22 protein-coding genes, 1 riboswitch and 1 other annotated feature are annotated in these 24,511 nt (G+C 31.0%); of the genes, 18 read left to right on the plus strand and 4 right to left on the minus strand.

The features are described 5' to 3' along the window. Nucleotides 1-380 precede the first annotated feature (380 nt). The 8 genes from nhaA to speB all read left to right on the plus strand — a co-directional run bounded on the left by nhaA (nt 381) and on the right by speB (nt 7,450). On the plus strand, nt 381-1,685 hold the full coding sequence (nhaA, locus tag SYNTR_RS02070; RefSeq protein WP_156202960.1) for a Na+/H+ antiporter NhaA: 1,305 nt from the start codon (nt 381-383) through the stop codon (nt 1,683-1,685). A gap of 190 nt (nt 1,686-1,875) precedes the next feature. Next, entirely contained in the window at nt 1,876-2,304 is a 429-nt protein-coding gene (locus tag SYNTR_RS02075; protein WP_156202961.1) for a Fur family transcriptional regulator, read from the plus strand. A gap of 262 nt (nt 2,305-2,566) precedes the next feature. Continuing rightward, nucleotides 2,567-3,316 (plus strand): ABC transporter ATP-binding protein, encoded by a 750-nt coding sequence (locus tag SYNTR_RS02080; RefSeq protein ID WP_156202962.1) that lies wholly within the window; start codon nt 2,567-2,569, stop codon nt 3,314-3,316. Further along, entirely contained in the window at nt 3,303-4,226 is a 924-nt protein-coding gene (locus SYNTR_RS02085; protein ID WP_156202963.1) for a SufB/SufD family protein, read from the plus strand. Before SYNTR_RS02080 ends, SYNTR_RS02085 begins: the two co-directional genes overlap by 14 nt. Nucleotides 4,227-4,247: 21 nt before the next feature. Continuing rightward, nucleotides 4,248-5,150 (plus strand): selenium metabolism-associated LysR family transcriptional regulator, encoded by a 903-nt coding sequence (locus SYNTR_RS02090; protein WP_156202964.1) that lies wholly within the window; start codon nt 4,248-4,250, stop codon nt 5,148-5,150. A gap of 129 nt (nt 5,151-5,279) precedes the next feature. Next, a complete protein-coding gene (locus SYNTR_RS02095; RefSeq protein ID WP_156202965.1) occupies nt 5,280-5,738 on the plus strand; it encodes a pyruvoyl-dependent arginine decarboxylase in 459 nt (152 codons plus the stop codon). Nucleotides 5,739-5,757: 19 nt separating this feature from the next. After that, on the plus strand, nt 5,758-6,579 hold the full coding sequence (gene speE / locus SYNTR_RS02100; protein ID WP_156202966.1) for a polyamine aminopropyltransferase: 822 nt from the start codon (nt 5,758-5,760) through the stop codon (nt 6,577-6,579). Nucleotides 6,580-6,589: 10 nt separating this feature from the next. After that, nucleotides 6,590-7,450 (plus strand): agmatinase, encoded by an 861-nt coding sequence (speB, locus tag SYNTR_RS02105; RefSeq protein WP_197079155.1) that lies wholly within the window; start codon nt 6,590-6,592, stop codon nt 7,448-7,450. A 118-nt stretch (nt 7,451-7,568) separates the two neighbouring features. Here speB and SYNTR_RS02110 read toward each other — a convergent pair whose 3' ends face one another. Then, nucleotides 7,569-7,997 (minus strand): hypothetical protein, encoded by a 429-nt coding sequence (locus SYNTR_RS02110; RefSeq protein ID WP_156202967.1) that lies wholly within the window; start codon nt 7,995-7,997, stop codon nt 7,569-7,571. A gap of 430 nt (nt 7,998-8,427) precedes the next feature. Then, nucleotides 8,428-8,554: riboswitch (cyclic di-AMP (ydaO/yuaA leader) on the plus strand. A 186-nt stretch (nt 8,555-8,740) separates the two neighbouring features. Here SYNTR_RS02110 and SYNTR_RS02115 point away from each other — a divergent pair. The 4 genes from SYNTR_RS02115 to SYNTR_RS02130 all read left to right on the plus strand — a co-directional run bounded on the left by SYNTR_RS02115 (nt 8,741) and on the right by SYNTR_RS02130 (nt 12,942). Then, complete coding sequence (locus SYNTR_RS02115) at nt 8,741-9,937, plus strand: quaternary amine ABC transporter ATP-binding protein (RefSeq protein WP_197079156.1); 1,197 nt, start codon at nt 8,741-8,743, stop codon at nt 9,935-9,937. Continuing rightward, nucleotides 9,930-10,796 carry an ABC transporter permease gene (locus SYNTR_RS02120; RefSeq protein WP_156202968.1) on the plus strand — a complete coding sequence of 289 codons (867 nt, stop codon included), beginning with the start codon at nt 9,930-9,932 and terminating at the stop codon, nt 10,794-10,796. Before SYNTR_RS02115 ends, SYNTR_RS02120 begins: the two co-directional genes overlap by 8 nt. Before the next feature lie 17 nt (nt 10,797-10,813). After that, on the plus strand, nt 10,814-11,704 hold the full coding sequence (locus tag SYNTR_RS02125) for a glycine betaine ABC transporter substrate-binding protein (RefSeq protein ID WP_197079157.1): 891 nt from the start codon (nt 10,814-10,816) through the stop codon (nt 11,702-11,704). Nucleotides 11,705-12,018: 314 nt separating this feature from the next. Next, on the plus strand, nt 12,019-12,942 hold the full coding sequence (locus tag SYNTR_RS02130) for a glycine betaine ABC transporter substrate-binding protein (protein WP_156202969.1): 924 nt from the start codon (nt 12,019-12,021) through the stop codon (nt 12,940-12,942). A gap of 48 nt (nt 12,943-12,990) precedes the next feature. Here the strand turns inward: SYNTR_RS02130 and trpS are convergent, their stop codons facing one another. Beyond that, nucleotides 12,991-13,992, minus strand: coding sequence for a tryptophan--tRNA ligase (trpS, locus tag SYNTR_RS02135; RefSeq protein ID WP_156202970.1), 1,002 nt, complete (start codon nt 13,990-13,992; stop codon nt 12,991-12,993). A gap of 50 nt (nt 13,993-14,042) precedes the next feature. Then, nucleotides 14,043-14,267: a binding site (T-box leader), on the minus strand. Between the two features lie 169 nt (nt 14,268-14,436). On the opposite strand from trpS, the gene SYNTR_RS02140 reads away from it, so the two are divergent. After that, on the plus strand, nt 14,437-14,859 hold the full coding sequence (locus tag SYNTR_RS02140) for a MarR family winged helix-turn-helix transcriptional regulator (protein ID WP_156202971.1): 423 nt from the start codon (nt 14,437-14,439) through the stop codon (nt 14,857-14,859). A 79-nt stretch (nt 14,860-14,938) separates the two neighbouring features. Here the strand turns inward: SYNTR_RS02140 and SYNTR_RS02145 are convergent, their stop codons facing one another. Both SYNTR_RS02145 and SYNTR_RS02150 read right to left on the minus strand, forming a co-directional pair. Then, nucleotides 14,939-17,095, minus strand: coding sequence for a hypothetical protein (locus SYNTR_RS02145; protein WP_156202972.1), 2,157 nt, complete (start codon nt 17,093-17,095; stop codon nt 14,939-14,941). A 5-nt stretch (nt 17,096-17,100) separates the two neighbouring features. Next, nucleotides 17,101-19,326, minus strand: a complete 2,226-nt coding sequence (locus SYNTR_RS02150; protein WP_156202973.1) for an alkaline phosphatase family protein — start codon at nt 19,324-19,326, stop codon at nt 17,101-17,103. A gap of 646 nt (nt 19,327-19,972) precedes the next feature. Here SYNTR_RS02150 and speD point away from each other — a divergent pair. The 5 genes from speD to SYNTR_RS02175 all read left to right on the plus strand — a co-directional run bounded on the left by speD (nt 19,973) and on the right by SYNTR_RS02175 (nt 24,509). Further along, a complete protein-coding gene (gene speD, locus SYNTR_RS02155) occupies nt 19,973-20,353 on the plus strand; it encodes an adenosylmethionine decarboxylase (RefSeq protein WP_156202974.1) in 381 nt (126 codons plus the stop codon). Nucleotides 20,354-20,720: 367 nt separating this feature from the next. Further along, entirely contained in the window at nt 20,721-21,467 is a 747-nt protein-coding gene (locus tag SYNTR_RS02160) for a hypothetical protein (RefSeq protein WP_156202975.1), read from the plus strand. A gap of 28 nt (nt 21,468-21,495) precedes the next feature. Then, nucleotides 21,496-22,944 (plus strand): menaquinone biosynthesis decarboxylase, encoded by a 1,449-nt coding sequence (locus tag SYNTR_RS02165; protein WP_156202976.1) that lies wholly within the window; start codon nt 21,496-21,498, stop codon nt 22,942-22,944. Continuing rightward, on the plus strand, nt 22,931-23,782 hold the full coding sequence (locus tag SYNTR_RS02170) for a 4-hydroxybenzoate octaprenyltransferase (RefSeq protein WP_156202977.1): 852 nt from the start codon (nt 22,931-22,933) through the stop codon (nt 23,780-23,782). Before SYNTR_RS02165 ends, SYNTR_RS02170 begins: the two co-directional genes overlap by 14 nt. A 139-nt stretch (nt 23,783-23,921) precedes the next feature. Next, a complete protein-coding gene (locus SYNTR_RS02175; RefSeq protein ID WP_156202978.1) occupies nt 23,922-24,509 on the plus strand; it encodes a UbiX family flavin prenyltransferase in 588 nt (195 codons plus the stop codon). The last annotated feature ends 2 nt before the right edge of the window (nt 24,510-24,511 follow it).

Consider the following 24,511-nt stretch of genomic DNA (forward strand, 5'->3'; position numbering starts at 1 on the left):
TATGAAGAGCTTTAAATAAAGCTTTTTCAAGAAAATTCTATATTTTATAAATAATAAGTTGATTCTGCTGCAAAAAGTAACTACAACAAACTTAAGGCTGAGCAAACATGTTTATCTAAGTCCTTAAGTAGCAAGGCGTGGTGCATAGATCACGGTTAAGTATAAATAAAAAAACATTTTAGATAATAAGTGCTAAGCTAAAATGAAGGTGAAGACCGATGAGTGGCGTGATAAACATGTTTGCTCAGCCGATTCCATACTCTAAGTTTAGCTTTTTGCAGTGGAATCTAAGTTTAATTAGCAAAAATTTATTATCCATTTTACTATATTAAGCAGAATTTATATTAACTTAGATGCAGCAATTATGAAAGGAAGATATAATGGAAAACAACAAGAAACTAATGCAACTAATTAAAAAAATTTTTGATACAAAAATACTAAGTAGTCAATTACTTCTATTGGCTACAATTATAGCTTTAGTTTGGGCTAACACTACATATGCCAGTACTTATTTTGCTTTATGGCAAACAGAGGTATCATTTCAATTTGGTAATTTTGTTCTTACTGATACTTTAGGTCACTGGATTAATGATGGCCTAATGGTAATTTTCTTTTTTGTAATAGGTCTTGAGATTAAAAGAGAGATAATGATTGGTGAGCTTTCAACAGTTAAAAAAGCAGGCTTTCCAATAGCAGCAGCTATAGGAGGAATGGTAGTACCTGCATTAATATTTGTAGTATTAAACATAGGCACAGAAGGACTTAGAGGTTGGGGTATACCCATGGCAACAGATATAGCTTTTGCCCTAGGTATTTTAATGGCTTTAGGCACAAGAATTCCTTTAGCTTTGAAAGTATTTCTCCTAGCTTTGGCAATTGTGGATGATATGGGAGCTATTTTAGTTATAGCATTTTTCTATACAGAGCAAATAAGCATTAACAGTTTACTATTTTGCTCTGTTGTTTTATTTATGTCATTATTATTAAATCGTTTACAAGTTAGAAAAACTTATCCATATGTAATATTGGGCATAATTTTGTGGCTAGCATTTTTGCAATCAGGAGTTCATGCTACCTTGGCAGGTGTTTTGTTAGCTTTTACAATCCCTGCAAAAGCTAGATTTAGTGTTAATGAGTTTAAGTGTGAGACGGAAAAAATAATTAATAACTTTAGTGATAAAGAATTCATAATAATGTGTGATGAATCGCAAACAAAAGCACTTCATAAACTTCAAAATACTGTAGATAATACTGAAGCTCCACTTCAAAGAATGGAACATATTCTCCATCCAATAGCAGTATTTTTCATTGTACCACTTTTTGCATTAGCAAATGCGGGTGTTACTTTTATAGGTGTAGAGGGAGTAACTATATTTAATAATATTTCACTGGGTATAATATTAGGTTTATTCTTTGGTAAACAAATAGGTGTTACTCTATTTTCATGGATAGCAGTAAAACTTGGATGGGCTAACCTACCTTCTGATGTTACCTGGACACAAGTTTGGGGAGTAAGTTGTCTAGCGGGTGTAGGGTTTACAATGTCTTTATTTATAACTAACCTAGCATATACAACTCCTTTATATTTAGAACAGGCAAAAATAGGGATACTAACTGGATCACTTATGTCAGCAATTCTAGGTATAGTCTTACTATTGATTAGAAGTAAGCATGATGACAAATAAATTAAAATGAAAATTAAAAAATTAAAAGCTTTTATAGATTAGAGAAGCTTTTAATTTTTTTGTTATGTGACTAAGATAAATAATGATTTCTATACTAACTATAGATTAAGTAAAAACTTGTAAACTAGTCAAATAAAGATTATAATGTTTTTAATAGTGATTATTATTATCAAGACTTTGGAGTGTTTAAATGACTAAGGAAGATGTAATAAGCAAAAAATTGGAAAACAATAACTATAAATTAACTCAACAAAGAGCCACTGTGTTAGATGTAATGTATGAAAATAAAGGAAAACATTTAAGCGCAGAAGATGTATTACTTAAATCAAAGCAAAAAATGCCTAATATCGGAATAGCCACTGTTTATAGAACACTAGAACGTTTAGCGAGTTTAGAGGTTGTATATAAAACTATGTTTGATGAAGGAAAATATAGATATGAGTTGTGTGAGGATGAAAATCATCAACATCACCATATTATTTGCATGGACTGTGGAAATATCTCAGAGGTAGAAGAAGATTTATTAAACAATTTAGAATCTCATCTAGAAAAAAAAGGTTATAAAATAGTAGATCATGACTTAAAGTTTTATGGCTACTGCCCAGATTGCAATAAGTAAAAACAATTTTATATATAACCAAGAGGATGGGGGAACTACAAGAAGGTTAATTTTGTGGTAGGTGAAAATATATAATTAATTAAGAGTCAAAAGACTCTTATTTTGATGTATAAATATATTTATTATTTAATTACATAATAACATAATAATACCAACAAACAATTATACATATAAAACTACTACATATTAGTAGACTTTGTTAGACTTTAGTAATAGCTATGTGATAGAATTAATTCGTCTATCAATAGTGGAGGTGAAAATAATGCTAAAGCTTGAAAATTTAAGTTTACAATTAGTTGATGACAATGGAGACGATAAAGAAATTATTAAGGGTGTTAATATAGAATTTCAAAAAGGAAAAGTTTATGCAATTACAGGTCCTAACGGAGGAGGGAAAACCTCCTTAGCTAAATTGATAATGGGAATTTATAAGCAAAATAATGGAAAGATCTACTTAGATGGTAATGATATCAGTAATTTAAACGTAAGTGAAAGAGCAGATTTAGGCATTGCTTATGCATTTCAACAACCACCTAGATTTAAAGGTTTAGGTATTCAAGATATTTTAAAAATAGCCTCACCTAATATTGATACCGTACAAACCAGAATTCGGCTTAGAGATGTAGGTTTATGCCCAGAAGAGTTCCTGGAAAGAGACTTGGGGGCTGGTTTAAGTGGTGGAGAAATAAAAAGAATTGAGATAGCACAGATACTTGCAAGAGATGCTAAAATTAGTATATTTGATGAACCTGAAGCAGGTGTAGACTTATGGACTATTAGAAAGTTAATAGAGATTATTGTAAATGAATATAAAGGAAATCCCGAGAAAACAGCAATAATCATTACTCATAACCAAAACGTATTACCAATTTGTGATGAAATAATAGTTGTAGATGAAGGTATAATAAAAGGAAAAGGTAACTCTGAAGAAATTTGGCCACTAATTAAAGATGATATTGAATGTAAGATGATAGAACAGTGTCGAGGAGAAATGATACATGAAATTAAATAATATTGAAACAAACTTACTAGATGCTATAGCTAATATAAAAGACATTCCAGAAGGTGCTTTAAACATAAGAAAAGACGGACAAGCCCTTGCTAGAAGTTCATCATCAAATATATCAATAACATCTATGTCGGATAAACCCGGCATGGTTGTAGAGGTGAAATCAGATACAGTAAACGAATCTGTTCATGTACCAGTTATACTTACTCAACCTGGTTTTCAAGATAAAGTATATAATACATTTATTATAGGAGAAAGAGCAGATGTTAACATAATTGCTGGTTGTGGTATACATAATCCTAGTCATATGTCATCTAGACATGATGGCATTCATGAAATAATAGTAAAAAAAGATGCCAAAATGAGATATGTGGAAAAGCACTATGGTGAAGGTAATGAAAAAGGTAAAAATGTATTAAATCCAACTACAGTTATTACTTTAGAAGAAGGTGCATTTGCCGAGTTAGAAATGGTACAAATTCAAGGAGTTGATGATACAGTAAGGTCAACAAAAGCTTACGTAAAAGCTAATGCCAGTTTAAAAATAGTTGAAAGACTACTTACTGATGGAACTCAATCTGCTGAATCAACTATTAATATTTATATTGATGGAAAAAATGGTTCAGCACAAATTATATCAAGGTCGGTTGCTCAAGATGATTCTTATCAAGGTTTTCATGCTTCACTAATAGGAAAAACTGAGTGTTTAGGACATGTAGAATGCGATGCTATAATAATGGATAATGCAAAAATAAAAGCTGTACCTGAGTTATGGGCAGAAAATTCAAATGCAGTTTTAACCCATGAAGCAGCAATTGGAAAAATAGCAGGTGAACAGTTAATTAAGTTAATGTCTCTAGGTTTAACTGAACAAGAGGCAATTGATACTATAATAAATAGTTTTCTTAAATAATTATAAGCAAGGTGTAGGTGGATGAATTTAAATCTTTTTAAAACTTATGTAAAAGTTGTTGAAGTTCAAAACTTATCAAAAACAGCAGAAGAACTTTCGATTTCGCAGCCTGCAATTACCAAACAAATACAGGCATTAGAAGAGATATATGGTTCTTTATTGTTGGAAAGGTCGGGAAGAAGGTTAAAAACCACAGAAGCTGGTGAAACACTATATCATTATGCTAGAGAAATAATTAAACTAATAGAAAAAACAGAACTAGCAATGGAAGATGTTGCTGAAAGCAGGAAAGGTACTTTGTTTTTAGGAGCTAGTACAATACCTGGTCAATATATCTTGCCTCAATTTATAAAAAAATTTAAGGATCAACATCCTAATACTAGTTTAGCTATGGACATTGCAGATACAGAACAAGTTTTTGCTAAAGTTGCAGAACGTGAGCTAGATATAGGAGTAGTAGGAGGTTATATTAATAATCGCAAAGTAGATGGCTTTAAATGGATTGAAGATGAATTAGTAGTTATTGTTCCTAATAATCATTATCTAAACCAATTCAAAGAGGTTTCGATTAAAGATTTGTTAAATGAAAAATGGATATTTCGTGAAAAAGGTTCTGGTACTAGAAAGGCTATTGAGGAATCACTATCAAAATTTGCGATTAAAAAAGATAATTTACAAATACTTATGGAAGCTGGGAGCACAGAGGCTGTACTCGCAATGGTGGAATCAGAAATGGGGATTTCAATAATTTCTAAGTGGGCAATAAACAAAAAAGAGTCTCACAGTAAAATTAAAAGCATAAAACTTACAGAGCCTCAATTTAAAAGATTTTTTTATGTTATATATCCCAAACAAAAAAGCCGACGAAAATCAGTTGCTAACTTTATTGAATTTATTAAAAAACATAAAGTAAAAAAGGCTTAGTTTGCTACTAAGCTTTTTTTTATTTATTAAAAAAAATTAGCAATAATAGTTTTTTTTAATAAATTATTTGTATATAATTAATCTGTTATTTAAAAATAATAATTAATGATGTCTGGGGGTGCAATTAATATGTTACCTTTACCCAAAAAGTATTTTATTACTGCAGCGGCTGCAGAGGGAGAAACTGAACTTACGGCATTTGACGGAGCATTACTCAAAGCTAGGGTTGGAAACACTAATTTACTTAGAGTAAGTAGTATCCTTCCTCCAGGATGTGAATATGAACCTGATTTAGTGGTTCCTCCGGGATCGTTACTTCCTGTTGCATATGGGGAGATTACAAGCAGTACCAAAGATGAAATAATTTCTGCTGCAGTTGCTGTCGGAATTAAGCATGGAAGTTTTGGTGTAATTATGGAGTTTTCAGGTAGATGCAGTAAAGAAGAATCAGAAAAAGAAGTCACTAAAATGGTGGAAGAAGCCTTCAAAATCAGAGAAATGGAATTAGACGAAATAAAAATTGCTTCAGTTGAACATAAAGTTAAAAACATTGCCTGTGCATTTGCAGCAGTTCCACTATGGTATTAATTAAAAGGAGGACTAAAAGATGGATTTGTGGGTAACTGAGTATCAAACCCCTTCATTAGGTTTCTCCTGTAAAATTAGTGAAACTTTAAGGGTTGAACAAACAAAATATCAACATTTAGCAGTAGTTAATACAGATCAATTTGGTAAAATGCTATTATTAGATGGCATGATACAAACAACTGAAGTAGATGAATTTGTTTATCATGAAATGATAACAATGGTTGCTATTAATTCCCATCCTAATCCTAAAAATGTATTAATAATTGGTGGAGGGGATGGAGGTACATTAAGAGAGGTTGTTCATCATCCTTTAGTTGAAAATGGAACATTAGTTGAAATAGATGATCGAGTAATACAAGCTTCAAAAGATTTTTTTCCACAACTAAGTTTATCTTTTAATAATCCAAAAGCTAATGTTATTGTTGATGATGGAATAAAATTTGTAAAACAGCATAAGGATAAATTTGATGTTGTTATTATAGATTCTACTGAACCAGTTGGTCCTGCTATTCAACTTTTTTCAAAAGAATTTTATACAGATGTTTATAATTGCTTAAAAGCAGATGGTATAATAATTGCACAAAGTGAATCACCATTTTTTAATAAAGACGTTATTAAAATGGCTTATTCAGGTATTAATAATGTCTTTAATACAACCAAACTATACTTAGCGAGTATTCCAACTTATCCAAGTGGTTTATGGTCATTTACTATTGGATCTAAAAAACATGATCCTGAAAAAGTTGTGTTTTCTGGTGATTTAGACTTAAAATACTACACGTCAGCTATACATCAAGCTGCATTTATGCTACCTAATTTTGTTAAAAATATTATTACTTAAGAGTGGTTATATGAATAAAATTATAAATTTAATAGAACAAAAAGCTCTTTTTTTAGGGGCAAGCAAAGAATTTGAAAAATGTGAAAAAGTTATCGTAGGTTTACCTATGGATGCTACAACTAGCTTTAGGCCCGGTACTAGGTTGGCTCCTTACAGAGTTAGAGAGGTATCAGAAGGTATTGAAGAATATAGTGTATACTTAGATAAATCTCTAGAAGAAATTAATTACTACGATGTAGGAGATTTAATTATACCTTTTGGTAATATTGCTGAATCATTAAACAGAATGGAACTAGTTACAGAGGAATTACTTAATTTAGGTAAAAAAGTTTATGCTATTGGTGGAGAACATCTTGTAACACTAGCACTTATTAAAGCTTATACACAATTTTATAATAATCTTGTGGTTATACAATTTGATGCTCATGCTGATTTGCGAGAAGATTACCTGGGGGAAAGTATGTCCCATGCTACAGTTATGCGAAAAATAGTTGATTTAATACCAGAAAAAAACTTATACCAGTTAGGAATTCGATCTGGAACTAAAGAAGAATTTGAATATGCTAGGGAAAATACTAATTTATACTTAGATACTCTACCTAACGTGGATGAACTTAAGGCAAAGATAGGGAATAAGCCTGTATATATAACTGTTGATATTGATTTTTTAGATCCTGCTTTTGCTCCAGGTACTGGTACTCCAGAAGCGGCAGGATTTACTTCACGAGAACTTTTACAAATATTACGCGATCTAAATTGTTTAAATATAGTAGGTTTTGATTTAGTTGAAATTTCACCACCATTCGAAAAAGGTGATAATACCTCAATATTAGGTGCAAAAATATTAAGGGAGGCATTACTAGCTTATTAAAAACGAATTAAATGTTAAACACATAGAAATAACAGGAGTAAAGATAGTAAGGATTGAATAATCCATACTATCTTTTTTAATTGCAGCTTTTTGCCTTGGAAATACAATTAGTTATTATCTAATAACTAATTAAACTATAAGGGTATAATAATATTCTATTATCTGAAATTTTTTTATATTTAACATAATCAGATAATGAAGAAAAAACATTTTCATAATATTCTAAACTAGCATCAACATCTGTGTCTGGGATTATTTCTGCAATCCATACCGAAACCTCCATCCAGTTTAAAAGCTTTAGTTCTTCTAATCCATCTTCTAGGAAAGATATTTCTGATATAGGTATTGAGAAAGGTCCATCTGCTTTGCTTTTAATATGACTTTCTAGTAATGCAATAAACTCTTGAAGTTTACTTTCTTTTTCTTCATTAATTACATATTGAAATAGAATATCATATAAATTTTGAGCAAGTCTAATAGATGTAACTGTAGGTAAAGCTAAATGAGTTTCCTTTCTAATAAATTTAATGCCAAAGTTTTCTACCAAGGCTAATCACTCCTCTTAAAAAAGTTATTATTTAAGCATATATGATTAGAATTTTATAGACAAGCTTCTTATGGTTAATATAGAAATAATTTTAATTTTTTTACCCTAGAAAAAGCAAGTCCTAGTGTAAAGGTCCTTAACAAAAATGTTGTTTTGTAAATTACATTTAATAACTACAAAAACTTAAGGATGCAGTAAAATTATTTAAATAATTTAGTTTATTTATGTAGCTTTAACTTTATTTTAATTATTTAGAAGAAATTAAGACTATTTTGGAGATTATTTACTATGAGCAACTTATTAAGGTTCAAAATTGGATTTAAAGGTTAATATTGCTTTTAAATCTTTTTGTGTTCCTTTTAAAATTAAAGCTATAATTAAGATTATAATTAAGATTATAATTAAATAGCCTCCTATGATGTCTATAATAACATTCTTTATGCTTAATCCTAGTATAGGAACGGGGGATCCAAATTTTTTGGGGTGAATCCAAATATTGGTAGGGCTCCCTAGCCCGAACCCGACAGCTAACCTCGTAAGCAATTAAGGGGGAATGGATTAATAGAGTTTTTTATATGCATTTCAAATATTACATATAATGCCTATTTTGAAGGATAGTACAAACATCCTAAATCCCCACTTAAAGTAACCTCAAAATATAACATTTTTTTTATAATTTTTAAAAAAATTATATGCTATATGGGCATGCTATATAGTATCAATATTTGTTAAGGATGATGATAATGGATAAAATTATAGTTAATAATTTAACAAAAGTTTATGGCAATAATCCAGAAAAAGCTTTGAAACTCGTAGATAAAGGTGTAGATAGTGAGGAAATAAAAAAACAAACAAAACAAGTAGTTGGTGCAAGAGATATTAATATATCTGTAGCCCCTGGCGAGTGTTTTGTGATAATGGGACTTTCGGGTAGCGGAAAATCAACTCTAATAAGATGTATAAATTGTATTATAAGGCCAACAGCAGGAGATATTATTATTGATGGTGATGATATTACCAAGGTTGATTCCAAGAAACTAACTGAAATACGTAGGACGAAAATGTCCATGGTATTTCAAAGATTTGCATTATTGCCTCATCGAACAATATTGGATAACGTTGTTTATGGACTTGAAGTTCAGGATGCTCCAAAAGATGAAAGAATTAAACAAGCATTAAGATCAATTGAAATGGTAGGATTAAAAGGATGGGAAGATTATTATCCACATAATCTAAGTGGTGGTATGCAACAAAGAGTTGGTATAGCTCGAGCATTAGCCACAGATCCTGATATTTTGTTAATGGACGAGCCTTTCAGTGCACTTGATCCATTAATTAGACAAGAAATGCAGGATGAATTAATAGAAATTCAAAAAAAATTACAAAAAACAATAGTATTTATAACGCATGATTTAGATGAAGCTCTAAAACTTGGTGATCGTATAGCTTTAATGAAAGATGGAAAAATTGTGCAAATGGGTCTTCCCGAAGATATATTACTTTCACCGGCAACTGAATATGTTGCTAGATTCGTTGAAAATGTTAATCGTTCTAAAGCATTAAATGCTTCATCTGTAATGGTTAAACCTCGTAGTGTGATTGGATCAAAAGATGGCCCTAGAACGGCATTGCGAGTAATGGAGAAAAACGGAATATCATCTGTTTTTGTTACCGATCGCAAAGGAAAATTAGAAGGTTTTATTACAGCAGACGCAGCTTATGAAGCTGCTGAACAGGGAGCTAAAACCCTTGATTCATTTATTGAAAAGGATGTCCCTGTTACAGACTTGGAAACTCCTTTATCCGAATTACTAGACGTTTTAGCACATACTAAAATACCTGTGGCAGTAGTGGATGAAGAAAAAAATTTAAAAGGAATCTTAGTAAGAGGTTCGGTAATAGCTGGAATAGCTGGTGAAAGGAGTGATGAAGATGAGTAGAGGTTGGTGGGAAACATTTCAAACAGAAGGAATACCTAGAGTACCAGTAGGTGATTGGATAGATGATGGTATTAACTATCTTCAAACAGAATTCGGTACAGCTTTTGATGCTATAGCTGATGGACTAGAATTTATTTTATTATATTTACAACATGGTTTATCAGCTATACCACCGATATTGTTTATAATTATTTTTGTACTTATTGCTTGGTATATTGTGGATAAGAAGGTAGCATTGTTTACTGCTTTAGGTCTATATTTAATTTATAATATGGGACTTTGGGGTCCGACTATGCAAACTCTAGCAATGGTCGGAACAGCAGTACTTTTATGTATTATTATTGGTGTACCACTGGGAATATTGGCAGCAAAAAATCAAACTGCTGAACGTATAATCACACCCATACTTGATTTTATGCAGACATTACCAGCTTTTGTATATCTTTTACCTGCTATATTCTTTTTTGGACTTGGTGTTGTACCTGCGGTTATAGCTACTCTTATATTTGCTATGCCACCAATAATAAGATTAACTAAATTAGGAATACAACAGGTGCCAGAAGAACTTAGAGAGTTAGGTAAATCGTTTGGGTCAACATTTTCTCAGATGTTGATTAAAATAGAACTACCGCTGGCAAGGTCAACAATAATGGCCGGAATAAATCAATGTATTATGCTATCGTTGTCAATGGTTGTTATAGCTAGTATGATAGGAGCCAGAGGCTTAGGAGGGGAGGTATGGCGAGGAATACAGAGATTAGACATAGGAACAGGGTTTGAAGCTGGGTTAGCAATTGTTATTGTTGCCATAATTTTAGACAGAATAACTCAAAACTTAGGAAATTCTCAAGAAGAATAAAGGAGGAATGTTAAATTATGATGTTAAAAAAACAAAGTAAATTATTAGCTTTAATAGCCTTAATAATGTTTGCAACTGTAAGTGTTATGGGGTGTGGACCTGCCGATGATCCGGATGTACCAGATGTGCAAGATGTAACACTTTTATATGTTGAGTGGGATTGTGCAAATGCTACAACTCATATAATGGCTCATATTTTAGAAAATGAAATAGGTGGATACAATGTTGAGACAATGCCGCTAGCAGCTAGTGCTATGTATACAGGTCTAGCAACTGGTGATGGAGATGCAATGGTAACAGCTTGGTTACCAGTAACTCATGCTGAATATATGGATCAATATGGTGATCAAATCGAAGACCTTGGACCAGCGATGGAAGGTGCTGTACTAGGCTTAGTAGCTCCTGAGTATGCAGAGTTTAACTCTATTGAAGAATTACCTGACTATGTTGATGAACTAAATGGTGAAATTGTTGGTATAGATCCTGGTGCTGGAGTAATGGGTCTAACAGAAGATTTAATAGTTGAATATGGATTAGATGAAGCAGGCTTTGAATTAGTTGAAGGTAGTGATGCTACTATGACAGCTGCATTAGATCGTGCTATCTCCAATGAAGAACCTGTTGTAGTTACAGGATGGGCACCACACTGGAAGTTTGGTTCATATGACTTAAAAATCTTAGAAGATCCAAAGCTTATATTAGGTGAAGAAGAAACAATTAACAACCTTGTTAGACAAGGATTACAAGAAGATTTACCAGAAGTATATGAATTATTAAGTAATCATTATTGGACTCCAGATGATTTAGGAGATGCTATGGTAATGGTTGAGGAAATGGGTGATACCCAAGCAGCTGCAGAACAATGGGTAGCTGAAAATCAAGACTTAGTAAACCAGTGGTTACCATAAGTTTGCAAATATAATAATATTTATAAAACCCTACCACTATGAGGTAGGGTTTTTATTTAATTGTAAGTTGAAATTAATTAGTTTATTTTACTATATTTTGCGTGTGTGTTCAGTTAGGGTATATTTTTATTAAGTGATTATTTTATATGTTATACATTCAATTAAATTTCTACGACAAATTATTTAGTTTATTTCTATTACCCTCTGTATTAAATATTATTACTATACAAAAATTTATGTTTGTTATAGTGTTATAACTTATATAAGTATGTAAAAAAGAGGATTTCTAAAAAAATAAAGAGGGAGGGTTTCTAATGAAATATGGAAAGCAAGGTAAATTATTTATATTATTTGCCTTAATAATATTTGTCAATTTAATTATTATAGGATGTGGACCATCAGATGATCCAGAATCAGTTGGAGAGGTTAGTGTAGTAGATCTATTTAATGGACAAATAATTGGCATAGATCCTGGTGCTGGAGTTATGGATATGGCTGAAACTGCACTTGATAAGTATGGTTTAACAGATGCTGGTTATGAACTAGTTGAGGGTAGTGATGCTACAATGGCAGCCGAATTAGATCGTGCTATAACTAATAATGAATGGGTAGTAGTAACAGGTTGGGCACCACACTGGAAATTTGGTAAATATGATTTGAAAATATTAGATGATCCATTAGGAGTATTTGGTGAAGAAGAAACTATAAACAATATAGTTAGATTAGGTTTACAAGATGATATGCCAGAAGTATATGAACTCTTAGATAACCATTTTTGGACAGGTGAAGACTTAAGCGCGGCTATGGCAATTGCTGAAGAAAGTGAATCAGCAGAAGCAGCTGCAGCTCAGTGGATATCTGAAAATCAAGTATTAGTAGAGACATGGTTACCTATAAACTTTGATGCTGAAGCAAATGCCGGTCAAGAGGTAACATTGCTTTATGTTGAGTGGGCATGTGCTAGTGCTACAACACATATTATAGCTGATATTCTAGAAAATATAATGGGATATAGTGTGGAAATAATGCCAGTATCTGCAAGTGCTATGTACACTGGATTAGCAACTGGTGTTGGTGATGCAATGGTTGCAGCTTGGTTACCATCAACACATAGTGATTATATGAAGCAATATAATTATCAAGTAGAAGATCTTGGTCCATCTATGGAAGGTGCAGTTCTAGGGTTAGTAGTTCCGGAATATGTAAAAATAGATTCAATTGAAGAGATGATTAACTAAATAAATAAAAAATTAAAAAACACCCATTAGGGGGTGTTTTTTAATTTTTTATTTATTAAAATAATTTATTCCTAGAGCATCTTTAACTTCCAGAATTGTTTCTTTTGCAACATTACTTGCTTTTTTAGTACCTTCCATTAAAATATCTTTTACTAATTGTGGATTATTTTCATATTTTATTCGTCTTTCGCGCATTGGTTCAATTAATTCATCAATTCTATTAGTTAGGTTTTTCTTACAAGCTACACAGCCAATTGCACCACCACGGCAATCTTTTTCAATTTGTTCAATACCCTCATTATTGAATACTTTACTATAAGCATAAACTGTACACACATCAGGATTTCCTGGATCAGTTTTTCTTATCCTACCTGGGTCTGTAACTGCTTTTCGTACTTTAGTTGAAATATCCTTGGAATGATCAGAAAGGTATATACAGTTATTTAAGCTTTTACTCATTTTTGCCTTTGCATCTAACCCCATTAGTCGTGGAACTTCACCAATTAAAGCTTCTGGTTCAATAAGTACAGGACTATAAAGATCATTAAAACGCCTAACAATTTTACGGGTTAATTCAATATGAGGGATTTGATCTTCTCCTACTGGTACAAGGTTTGCTTTAAATATAGCTATATCAGCTGCTTGATTAACTGGATAACCTAAAAAACCATAAGTAATATCTTTAATTCCATGTTGTTGTGCCTCGCTTTTTATAGTGGGATTATGGCGTAGAACATTAACTGACGTATACATAGAAAAATACATAGTTAGTTCATGAATTTCAGGGATTAAACTTTGTATAACTATAGTTGATATTTCTGGGTCAATCCCAGCAGCTAGATAATCAGTAGCAATGTTAAGGACATCGCTTTGCAGGTATTCTGGTCTTTCATAATGAGTAGTTAATGCTTGTACATCTGCTATTAATATATAGCTATCATAATCATATTGAAGTTTTACCCTATTTGCTAGACTGCCTACATAATGACCGAGATGAAGGTTGCCTGTGGGTCTATCGCCGGTTAATATTCTTTTTTTATTTTCTGACATAGAGCTTCCTCCCTTAAGTTATAATTTTCTATAACAAAAACCTCCGCCCTAGAAGGGACGGAGGTTATATCCGCGGTACCACCCTTTTTGACCTAATAGGTCCTCTTAAAAAGAATTTTATTCCTTATCTTATAACGGAGATTAGCCGGCTTAGCTTACTTGGTTCAGCAGCGACTCTAGAGTCCATTCGGTAATAGATTAATATCGGTTCTCAGCTTAATCCGACTCTCTGTTATTAGTTCCGCTTACCTACTATTCTCTATCATTGTCTTTTAATATTTTATTATAAGAAAGAATAGCACTAATAAAGGGTATTTTCAAGTACAAAGTAATTTGAATAGAAGTTATTTTGACGAAGTATGTTTACAAAACAAATAATTTTATATATATTTTTATTAAGTTAATTTTATCACAAACTAAAAATATAAAAAGGAGCAATTTTAAATGAGCACTTTATTTAATTATTTATCTTTTACTATACGGGTTGCAGTTAAAAAGATTGATAAGCAATTAAACTATAAGCTAGAAAAGCATGGAATTAGTATTCCCCAATCTTTTATTTTGTATTGTTTACAGGTAGAAGATGGTCTGACTCTAAAAGAAATAGGTAATAGAGCATTAATTGATAGTTCTACTATGACAGTATTAATTGATAAACTTGAAAAAAGTAATTTAGTTGAAAGAAAGCTTGATTCACAGGATAGAAGAGCAATAAGAGTTTATATTACTGAAGAAGGAGAGAAATTAGCAGAAACAATATCTGATATTGCAATAGAATTTAACTCGTTATTATATGATGTTTTGGGAGAAGGTAATCAAAAAGAATTTATACATGGTATTAACAATATTATTAATAAATTAGATTAGTATAAGATTAATTGAATCATAAAAACGTATTTTTTATCAAGTTGCTCCTTTTGTTTATATACTCAAAAATGTAGTATTATCAAGTTTTGTTGCAGTGAAACCATTTTATAAACAATAAATAAAAATAAATGAACATTATTGATGCTGTAATTATCCCAGAGTCGTTAAATATAACTGCTAATACTGAAGCTAATATGATTCCTTCAAGCCCTTTGTAAATAAAAGGGCTTGTTTTTTTTATGTTTAAAAGTGTTTGGGGTTGGTTTTTAAAGATATAAACAGTAAAAGCTAGAACTCCTAAAAATAACCATCCTAATTTGGAATAATTAATTATATCTATGTGCATAGAAAGCTTACTATTAATTATTTTCAAAAGCTCATTTACCCCATTTAATTTGATTGCATTTATGCTATTTGCTAAGTGTGATTGTAACATAGTTGGTTGACTCAAATCGATTAATGCTATTATAGCTACTATTGAACCAGTAAAAAGAAATAGTAAAAAAATCTTTAGTAGATTTATTTTTTTATTAGTGATTCGCAGAAAATAAAACGCAAGTGCTAGTGTAGCTGTTATAGTTCCACCTACATTTATTCCCCAGAAAGGATAAGCAATAGATCCAATTACAAGTAGTATTAATAAAGCAATAAAAGTTTTGGTGTATTTATTTAAATATTTTCTATTTAGTAATAAGGAGCATAATACAATTGTGGAACCTAATAAAAATCCTAGGTATTCATTGCCAATACCGTAGTATCTAAACCCACTAATAACTTGATAACTAAGTAATGAGTTATTAATTAAATCTAAAGCGAAGATGAGGTCTATTATAATTATTAAAATTGTTAATCCTAAAATTAAAATAAATGACTTTATATTAGTAATCTTTTGTATAAATATAAAGAATAAAGTTATGGTTAAATTTAAAATAAAAATCAATATTAAGAATATTAACATTTTTATAGGAGGTAGTTTAGTTAAAATCAGAAAAGTTAAAGGTGTAGATAAAATAAAGCAAATCAAAAAGTTTATATATGATGCTTTAAATCTTTTAATAACTAAATTAATAGTTAATATTATTAAACAAATTAATATTATAAAACCCCAAAACAGTAGAGCTTGTCTTTGGTTGTTGTAGTTAAATTCGACTTGATTTTTTATGGTAAATATTTTATCCAGTGTTTGTTCTGTAGGTTTATATAGTAATGGATCTTTTATATTTGCATCTAATGAATTAATAATTGAATTAGCTATGTTGGTAGCTAATACTATTCCGTCCCTTTGAGTAGAATAACTACCTAAAACACCAGTGAAATTTGATTTATTAACAATAATTGGTGTTAAAATAGAACCGTTTAATTGCGTATTTCTTGAGGTGCTTGTACTAATTACATATATATCAGTTTTATCATTTAAATATTGTTCTTTAATTTCTCCTATTATGGAGTCTATATGAGAAAGTAATTTAAGCCTAAGGATATTGTATTCTTCATTTGAAAACATATGAGCCACTGTATCTAATCTTGATAAATCACCAAGTTCAATTAACAAAACATTATTCTCAATATTAGATTTAACAGCATTAACTAAATAATTCTGATTAGTTTTAAATAAATTATTCTTTTGTAAGATCTTTTTGGATATAGCACCATCATCTACTATTCCCATTGAACTCATTAAAATTAATACACCATTCCTAGACGAGTAGCCTGGCAGATCTGAGTTGCCAACAACAGCAGTAGTAAAATCTCTTGCTTGAATTGAATCTCCTAAATAACCTGGCATACTTAAATTTCGAGTATGGTTGTTTCTATTAATTACCTCAATGCTTGAAACCACTAAATTTTGATCATCAGGTCTAATACCAGTATTTCTAAAAAATAGATTTCCTGCTTTTTCACCATTATATATTTCAGTTGATTCGAAATTTAAGTGTGCAAAAGTGCTAGCAACTGCTAGACCACTAGCAGAAATTGTAGCACATATATTTTTAACAGTTCTATCTGATGCAGTTTTGGTATTCAATAGTCCCAAACTACTGTTTTGTGAAAGATTATATAGGTTAGGGGTAGTTTGGTAGTTTAAGTCTTCTAAATCAAACTTATCTATTAAAAAAACAACAACTTGGTTATTGTATTTATTATCATCATTATTAAAAATAGTTTCAGCATTTACGTAGCTGGGAAGAAAAAAAACAAAACAAATTACCAAGAAAGAGAAAAAAATTTTCTTCATACATATCACCTATACTCATACTCAGTTAAAAATAATGCAAGCCACAAACATGAAATTAGATATAACATTATAAGTGCTGAAGCAATAACGCCGGTATCGTTAACAATAAAAACAGTTATTGCTGCAGCCATTAAAATCTTAATAGTTTGATATATAGCTGGTTGTTCAATACTTAATGTAAAAAACTTATTTTTAGAGCTTATTCCAGATACAATAAGTATTACTATTATTAGTAATAGCACCAAACTCCAGTTAGAGTTGATAACTGTGTTAAATAAGATTCCAACTTTGGTTTGAATAATGTCAACAAATACTGTAAAGCCACCTTCAAATAAATTATTTATTGCTTTACCGGCATGAGATGGATTAGCACTATATAGTGAATCTAATCTTGCTATTGTTATAACAGCGACTATTGCAGCAATACTGAGGGTTATTAATTTTTTAATATTTAATTTTTTTCCTAGAATAATTATTATTGCTATTCCAATGGTTATGAGAAAGCTTATTAAGCCCCCTACATTTGCTCCGAAACGTGGGTGACCTGCTGCCATACCAGCAATAAATAAAAGTAGAACAATTATAAAAATTTTAAAGTAAGGTTTAAAGCTTATTTTATTGGATAGTAAAGTAGAAAATATTATAGTTGATGCTAAAATTACTCCCATATAATCGTTTCCTACACCATAAAACCGTCCCCCTGCTATTGCATCAGAGCCTAAAGGTGATAACAACATCATAGGTGACCCATTAAAAGCATCAATAATTAATATAAATGATGTAATTCCTGCAATAAACATAAGTCTTTTAATAGGATCAGAGAAAACATAATTAAGTATTACTCCTAAAGTTATAGACATTGTAAGTAATATTAATAAGGTTATAATAAGTGATTGATACTGGGTATAAGCTAAAACTAAAAATACTATTGGAATAGTTATAGTTGCATTAATAATAATACTTAATAAATTTGGAGCTAAGGTTTTAAAATTCTTTATATGATATAAAAATCCCCACAATGTTATTAAGAGTGCAAAGGTAATAAAAGTGTTATGTAATGCGTTTCTATTTTCTCTCAAATTAATGTAGAGGTTTACCTGTTTATCTAAGTACTCTATAGAGTTATAACTATTTGGAATGATTGAAATTCCTTCACCGTTTGTTGAGGATTTGGTCTCAAAAAAATTAATTATAGAAGGTAGTAAATTATGATTACTTACTAATCCTGTTCTTCTTGTAGTATCCGATGTAACAAATCCTTGGTGGGAAGAGGGTTCATAAAAGATAAATGGAGTTAGTCCAAAATTACCTTTTGCAACCATTTCACGATAAGGATTAGGTGTAACTATTGTAATTAATGTATTGTTCAAATCTAATTGGGACAACAACATACCGACTAACAAATCATTTCGTTCTATTGCATTTATTCTATGAATATTTGCTAATTTATCTGAAACATTTCTCCTGCTATTTTCAACTCTTGTAGTATCACCTAAGTCCAAAATTAAAATATCACATGTTTTTAATAGGGAATTAAATGATTCTTTAAAAACTGAATGGTTAGTTTTTACTCCGCCTAGAGCATATGGATCAAGCTCTAGTAAAGATTTTCCAACATCTCCATATGAAATCATACCAGTTTTATCCATGCCTAATAGAGCTACATTTCTATTGATAGTATTATAGGAGTCTGCATTTCCTAATACTCCAATAGCTAAACCATTTTCTAAAGCTTTAGTTGCTAAATTTCCTGGAGTGTAGGAGGGGCTTATACTAGAAGCATGTCTATTAATAGCAGATATATATAAGTTAACAACTCCGTTATCAGGAGCTTTATTTCCTGTAAAGGTGGTAAATAAATCATTAGCTTTGAAATTTGAATTATTTGTTTTAAAGATAGAAGGTAATTCAGTAACTATTTCATTAGAATTAAAAGAATATTCTGAATTAGTTGGAGCTGAAACCCTTTTACCTGTTGCAATAGATATATACGAGCTAGAATGATAACGATTTCTAGCTCGTATATTCATTAATCCAGTTCCACCTTTTTCTGTTAATTTATCTATATTAGGTGTAGATGCTTCAATTAAATCTGAAGTATTAACATAATCCATAACAATAAGAACTGCTTTTTTTTCAATATTATCACCAGCAATCACAGTTGAGTTGCCACATAATGTAAAGCCAATCAAAGCTAAAAAACATATAACACAAATTTTAAAATGTTTCATAACAGTCTCCTATGTAAATTAGAGGATTTAAAAATATTTCTGCATAATTATAATTGATTATACTCTTAATTTACAATAAAACTCCATCGGATTTTGTGGTATATAGAACGAATTTTTTGTTACGATTAAAAAATAACTTTTGCAGTGAACCCAAATTTTGGTTTTGCTACAAAAAGTACTACAAAAAACTTAAGGCTGAGCAAACATGTTTATCTAAATAGCAAGGCGTGGTGCATAGATCACGGTAAAATATAAATTAAATTTCATTTTAAATAATAAGTACTAAGCCAAAATAGAGATAAAGATCGATGAGCGGCGTGATAAACATGTTGGCTAAGCCAATTTCATAGTCTAAGTTTAGCTTAGCGAAACCAACTTTTAAATTTAATGTAGAATCAAAAAAGAAAAATGCATAACATATAGCAGAGTTTAATTGAGTGTATATATGCTATAAGTTTGTAACAGTAATAAATGACGATTAATATAACTATATCCTAAACAAGGGAAAATAAAATTCTTACTCAAAAAACAATACTATTTATTGACAGTGATTACAAGTGTGCTAAAATTCTACATGTATCTTTTTTTATACAAAAAAGGAGGTTTGGGATTATACCAAATAAAAAACTAAAGGGAGGCGACATTATTGCAGACTTTAGGGCGACACATTTTGGCTGAGGTGTATGGATGTAATTTTGACGTGTTAAATGATATCAAAAAGGTAGAGGATATCATGGTTAATTCGGCTTTAGAGGCTGGAGCAGAAGTGAGGGAGTTTGTCTTTCACAAATTTAGTCCTCAAGGAGTAAGTGGAGTTGTTGTTATATCAGAATCTCACCTGGCGATTCATACCTGGCCTGAATTAGGATATGCAGCAGTTGATGTATTTACATGCGGAGATAAAGTTAATCCTTGGGATGCATGTAATTATCTAGCAGAATTATTTGGTGCTGATTATATTAATGCATCAGAAGTTCCAAGAGGGATCTTTCAAGATCAGGAAGAATCCAAGGTGGTAAATATTTAGGAGGGATACTATTTTAGTAGACCGATGTAGCTTAGATAAAATTATTAATGGCGATTATATTTAAGAGACCTTACTTGTTGATAAAGAGGCAGGTAAGGTCTAATTTTTTGGAGTGATAAATACATTTGCTCAGCGAGTGTGTAGACTAATTAAATTTTTTATAGTGCAATCAAAAAATACTATAACATTGGAATAAATTTATATCGGATATATATTAATTTTTTATTATAATGATATATGATGAAAAACAACAAACTATTATTAACGAAAAAAAGAATAAGAGCAGGAACTAAAGAGATTCTGTAGAATGATAGTTAATGTGAAACAAGATTTGACAAATTAGTTCTTTGAAGGAGGATTTATGTCGATGAAATTATTATTAACAAATGAAGTCAATTCGGATTTAATTAAAGTAGACAGGCTATTTCAGTATCATCTTAAACCTTGGTGGGCTGATATTTCTAAATATATAAGTGAATTTGAAAAGGATAATACTTGGATGAATCTTCCTTCAATAGTTCTTGTGGCCTATAAATATTTAAACCTCGATAAAGATTTAACATTATCAATGACCAACATGTTTAAGACTGCTTATTTAGCTAATAGAATACATTCCTTGATTAAAGACGAAGAAGAAGGACAACAGTATAATCAAGAACTACAATTTAATATTTTAATCGGAGATTATATATGTGGAAAAGTATTAAAGCTTTTATTAGATGCCAAGGCAGATCATTTTTTGCAAGATTTTTCGGTTATGATGTGTGAGTTAAGTGAAGGTATGGTGATTGAGCATAAATTAATGGGTGAAGAGATAGATGTTTTGAAAAAAACAAAAGCCGTTTTTTACTCTACAGCTTTTTTTACTGCTGCTAACTTTGCAGAGCTAAATAATCATGAACAAGAAATCTTCAGCAAAATTGGTTTGAATATAGGGTTTTGCTTAGAATTATTAAACAGAAAATCGGCTTCAGAAGCAATTTTCTATGCGCATGAAGCACATAAATTGTTAAAATACTTTGAACAACGTGTCCAGTCAAAGAGCTCTTTGCTTGAAAAAACTTTAAATGATATGACCAAACATGTTGAAGTTGCAAACAAAGCTGTTGTGTAGTGGATATGTTTAATAAGGAGGAACTAAATTGGCGTTTAAAGATTTGCGAGAGTTTGTTGAGTTTCTAGAAAAAAGAGGAGAACTTATAAGGGTAACAGAAGAAGTTGACCCAGAATTAGAGATAACTGAAATAACTGATAGGGTAAGTAAGGCTTATGGTCCTGCCCTGTTATTCGAAAATGTAAAAGGATCAAATTTTCCCCTTTTAATTAATGGTTTTGGTAGTGAAGAGAGGATGGCACTAAGTTTAAGAGTCGATAGTCTTGATGATATAGCACAAGAAATAATAGATCTTTTAGATATAGCTGATAATGTGCCAAGCTCTATGCTTGATAAAGTAAAAATACTTCCTAAACTAGCGCAATTAGCTTCTTATATACCAAAAACTATTAAAACTGGTCCTTGCCAGGAAGTAGTTGATTATGAGCCAGCCTTATCTAAGTTTCCTATTCTTAAATGTTGGCCTGAAGATGCAGGAAAATTTATAACATTACCACATATATATACAAAAAATCCTACTAATGGTAAAAGAAATGCAGGTATGTATCGTTTACAAGTTTTTGATGATAAAACAACAGGTATGCACTGGCATACCCATCATGATGGTGCTGAAAACTATAGAATGCATTGTGAAATGGGTAAACCAACTGAAGTTGCAGTTGTTTTAGGAGGAGATCCTGCCATTACCTATGCTGCTACTGCCCCACTTCCTAAGGATATAGATGAATTAATGTTTGCTGGATTTTTGCGCAAAAAACCGGTAGAGTTAGTTAAATGTAAGACTATTGATATGGAAGTTCCTGCTGATGCAGAAATAGTTATAGAAGGTTATGTTGATCCAGAAGAGAGGAGGATTGAAGGACCTTTTGGTGATCATACAGGTTATTATTCATTAGCTGGAGAATATCCGGTATTTCATGTAACCTGTATTACACACCGAAAAGAACCTATTTATCCAACAACAATAGTAGGTCAACCTCCTCAAGAAGATTGCTATATGGCCTTAGCTACAGAAAGGATATTTTTGCCATTATTAAAATTTCAGTTTCCTGAAATAATTGATATGCACTTACCCATGGAAGGAGTATTTCATAATTGTGTTTTTGTATCAATTAAGAAAACATTCCCGGGACATGCACGCAAAATTATGTCCTCCCTTTGGGGTATGGGTCAAATGATGTTTGCAAAATTTATTATTGTTGTTGATGAAGATGTTAATGTTCACAACACATCAGAAGTCTTATGGAAGGTATTTAATAATGTAGATCCTAGAAGAGACACTATGATTATTGATGGTCCGTTAGATGTACTTGACCATTCAGCACCTAGGGCACTTTTAGGTTCTAAAATGGGAATTGACGCTACGAAAAAATGGAAAAGTGAAGGACATGATAGAGAGTGGCCAAAGGATATTGTAATGTCTGATGATATCAAAAATTTAGTAGACCAAAAGTGGAGCAAATATGGTATTGACTAAAATTAATAAGTTTGTGCAAATGATAGATTTAGGACATACTTTATTTGGACTTCCTTTTGCTTATTTAGGTGCATTTTTGGCAATTCAAGGAATGCCAACAGCACATCAATTGATATGGATTACAGTTGCTATGGTAAGTGCTAGAACAGCTGCTTTATGTTTAAATAGACTGATTGATCGGAGAATAGATAGACTCAATCCTAGAACTTCAAATTGGGTATTAGCAAAAGAAGAACTCAATCCCCAAATTATTTGGGGATTGGTCTTCGTGTTTTTTGCTATACTACTTTATTCGGCATGGCAATTAAATATGCTATGTGTAAAACTAGCACCATTAGCTGTTATAGTACTATGGGTATATTCTTATACTAAGAGATTTACATGGTGGTGCCACTTATTTTTAGGTATAGCAATTGGAATTGGTCCTGCAGGTGCATGGATAGCAGTTACAGGCACATTAGATTGGCAACCTTTTATTTTATCTTTAGCTGTTGCTTGTTGGATAGCAGGTTTTGATACAATGTATGCTTGTCAAGATATAGAATTTGACCGCAAACATAATTTGCATTCCATTCCAGCTCGTTTTGGTGAAAAGGGTGCACTTATATTTTCATCTGTATTTCATGTATTTACGGTAATATTTTTAGTTTTAACAGGACTTGTATTAAACTTGGGATTTACTTATTATTTAGGTGTTGCTTTTGCCACAGTTATATTACTTTATCAACATATTATTGTTACTCCAGGTAATTTGGATAGGGTGAATTTTGCATCCTTTAAAGTTAATAGATATGTAGGTTTAATAATATTTATTCTAACTATAATAGATATTTTTTAAAGTATTATGGCAAAATAAATAATAATGAATTATGATTACATAGGAGAGTCAAAGGGGACGGTTCCTTTTGACTCAACTGATTGAGTCAAAAAGAACCGTCCCCTTTGACTTACATTCATCCTTCAAGGAGGATTTATTAGTGTCTAAATATATTGTAGCAATAACAGGCGCAAGTGGAGTTATTTATGGAATAAATCTAGTGAAAGAGCTTCTTGATAAAGAACATGAAATTCATTTTGTTGCAAGTGAGCCAGCTATTTTAGTAATACAACACGAATTAAATTGGGATTTTGAAGAATCTATAGAAAAAACCTTTAACAGTTTTTTTTCTAGTGATAATTTTTACTTATATAAAAATAGTGACATTTCAGCTAAAATAGCTAGTGGTTCATTTATTACAGATGGTATGATCATAATACCTAGTAGTATGTCTACTATATCTTCAGTAGCTATGGGAATGTCTAATAACCTCATAGAACGAGCAGCAGATGTTATGTTAAAAGAAAAACGTGATTTAATAGTGGTTCCTAGAGAGACTCCATTTAGTGCTATTCATTTAAAAAACTTATTAGCTTTATCAGAACTGGGTGTTCAGATAATACCGGCTATGCCGGCGTTTTATAATCAACCTACTAGCATTGAAGATATGGTAAACTTCATAGTAGGTAAAGTACTAGATGTATTAAAAGAACCAAATGATATATTTGCTAGATATGAAGGTATATAATT

This window comes from Candidatus Syntrophocurvum alkaliphilum (genome assembly GCF_009734445.1).
GTDB classification, from domain to species: domain Bacteria; phylum Bacillota; class Syntrophomonadia; order Syntrophomonadales; family Syntrophomonadaceae; genus Syntrophocurvum; species Syntrophocurvum alkaliphilum.

What these genes read in the sequence shown, in the direction of transcription:
- nhaA (WP_156202960.1), top strand. Translation starts at nt 381, where the DNA reads ATGGAAAACAACAAGAAACTAATGCAACTAATTAAAAAAATTTTTGAT.
- SYNTR_RS02075 (WP_156202961.1), top strand. Translation starts at nt 1,876, where the DNA reads ATGACTAAGGAAGATGTAATAAGCAAAAAATTGGAAAACAATAACTAT.
- SYNTR_RS02080 (WP_156202962.1), top strand. Translation starts at nt 2,567, where the DNA reads ATGCTAAAGCTTGAAAATTTAAGTTTACAATTAGTTGATGACAATGGA.
- SYNTR_RS02085 (WP_156202963.1), top strand. Translation starts at nt 3,303, where the DNA reads ATGAAATTAAATAATATTGAAACAAACTTACTAGATGCTATAGCTAAT.
- SYNTR_RS02090 (WP_156202964.1), top strand. Translation starts at nt 4,248, where the DNA reads ATGAATTTAAATCTTTTTAAAACTTATGTAAAAGTTGTTGAAGTTCAA.
- SYNTR_RS02095 (WP_156202965.1), top strand. Translation starts at nt 5,280, where the DNA reads ATGTTACCTTTACCCAAAAAGTATTTTATTACTGCAGCGGCTGCAGAG.
- speE (WP_156202966.1), top strand. Translation starts at nt 5,758, where the DNA reads ATGGATTTGTGGGTAACTGAGTATCAAACCCCTTCATTAGGTTTCTCC.
- speB (WP_197079155.1), top strand. Translation starts at nt 6,590, where the DNA reads ATGAATAAAATTATAAATTTAATAGAACAAAAAGCTCTTTTTTTAGGG.
- SYNTR_RS02115 (WP_197079156.1), top strand. Translation starts at nt 8,741, where the DNA reads ATGGATAAAATTATAGTTAATAATTTAACAAAAGTTTATGGCAATAAT.
- SYNTR_RS02120 (WP_156202968.1), top strand. Translation starts at nt 9,930, where the DNA reads ATGAGTAGAGGTTGGTGGGAAACATTTCAAACAGAAGGAATACCTAGA.
- SYNTR_RS02125 (WP_197079157.1), top strand. Translation starts at nt 10,814, where the DNA reads ATGATGTTAAAAAAACAAAGTAAATTATTAGCTTTAATAGCCTTAATA.
- SYNTR_RS02130 (WP_156202969.1), top strand. Translation starts at nt 12,019, where the DNA reads ATGAAATATGGAAAGCAAGGTAAATTATTTATATTATTTGCCTTAATA.
- trpS (WP_156202970.1), bottom strand. Translation starts at nt 13,992, where the DNA reads ATGTCAGAAAATAAAAAAAGAATATTAACCGGCGATAGACCCACAGGC.
- SYNTR_RS02140 (WP_156202971.1), top strand. Translation starts at nt 14,437, where the DNA reads ATGAGCACTTTATTTAATTATTTATCTTTTACTATACGGGTTGCAGTT.
- SYNTR_RS02145 (WP_156202972.1), bottom strand. Translation starts at nt 17,095, where the DNA reads ATGAAGAAAATTTTTTTCTCTTTCTTGGTAATTTGTTTTGTTTTTTTT.
- SYNTR_RS02150 (WP_156202973.1), bottom strand. Translation starts at nt 19,326, where the DNA reads ATGAAACATTTTAAAATTTGTGTTATATGTTTTTTAGCTTTGATTGGC.
- SYNTR_RS02160 (WP_156202975.1), top strand. Translation starts at nt 20,721, where the DNA reads ATGAAATTATTATTAACAAATGAAGTCAATTCGGATTTAATTAAAGTA.
- SYNTR_RS02170 (WP_156202977.1), top strand. Translation starts at nt 22,931, where the DNA reads ATGGTATTGACTAAAATTAATAAGTTTGTGCAAATGATAGATTTAGGA.